The following is a 1,190-nucleotide window of genomic DNA, read 5'->3' as shown; positions in this document are numbered from 1 at the left end:
GCAGGAGATAACACAGCCGGTTCCACCTCATCTGGCTTCATCCGATCGCCAGCTTCAGACGTCGATGGGCGCTCTCTTCGGCTCGAACTACATCCCGGGGAATCGCGTCGAAACGCTCGTAAACGGAAACCAGATTTTTCCATCGATGCTCCAGGCCATCCGGGAGGCCAGGCAGACGATCAGTTTCGAGACCTACATCTACTGGCGCGGCGCCATCGCCGAGGACTTTGCGGGTGCATTGTCGACGAAGGCGCGGGAGGGCGTGAGCGTCAATGTGCTGCTCGACTGGGTCGGCAGCCTCCCGATGGAGGAGCGGCTGATCGAGCGGATGCGCGCGGCCGGCGTCAAGGTCGTCCGGTTTCGCCCGGTCAACTGGTACACGCTCGACCGCGTGAACAACCGCACCCACCGCAAGCTGCTGATCGTCGATGGGCGCATAGGCTTCACCGGCGGCGTCGGCATCGCCGATGAATGGAACGGTGATGCACGTTCGCCGAGCGAGTGGCGCGACAATCACTACCGCGTGGAGGGGCCGGCCGTGGCAGAATTCCAGGCCGCATTCGCGGAGCACTGGATAGAAGCGACCGGCGAACTGCTGATGGGTGACCGCTTTTTCCCGCAGCTTGTGGCCGCGGGCGAACATGCCGCGCAGGTCGTCGTCAGCTCGACCCACCAGCGCAACGTCATGCACCTCATGCTGATGACGGCGCTCGCCTCCGCGCAGAGGAGCGTTCGGATCGCGACGCCCTACTTCGTTCCCGACGAGCTGATGCGTCGGCAAATCCTGGATGCCCGCAAGCGAGGCGTCGACATCCGGATCATCGTCCCCGGTCCGCAGATCGATGTTCGCATCGTCCGGAAGGCATCGCGACACCTGTGGGGCGACCTGCTCCGGGCAGGCGTGAAGATCAGCGAGTTCCAGCCAACATTCTTCCATTGCAAGCTGGTGATCGTCGACGACATCTGGACGTCCGTCGGCTCCACGAACATCGACGACCGCGCCCTCAGGCTCAACGACGAGGCCAACATCAACCTGTTCGACCGGGACTTTGCCGGCACCCAGATGGCCGTTTTCGATCGGGATGCGGCAAGCTCGAAGCCCTACACGTTTTCGGACTGGCAGGATCGTTCGGCCCAGCAGAAGTTCTCGGACTGGCTGTCGAGTCTTGCTCGCTCGCAGATCTGATCCG

General features: G+C 63.0%; 1 protein-coding gene. It reads left to right on the top strand.

Going from position 1 to position 1,190, the window contains the following annotated elements; all coding sequences use genetic code 11:
* Nucleotides 1-64: 64 nt before the first annotated feature.
* On the top strand, nucleotides 65-1,186 hold the full coding sequence (locus ACIPIA_RS16705) for a phospholipase D-like domain-containing protein (protein ID WP_400511093.1): 1,122 nt from the start codon (nucleotides 65-67) through the stop codon (nucleotides 1,184-1,186).
* Nucleotides 1,187-1,190: the final 4 nt, after the last annotated feature.

The sequence above is a fragment of the Allobosea sp. CER48 genome (genome assembly GCF_044752385.1).
Lineage (GTDB): Bacteria > Pseudomonadota > Alphaproteobacteria > Rhizobiales > Beijerinckiaceae > Allobosea.
This window is presented reverse-complemented; position numbering and strand designations above follow the sequence as displayed.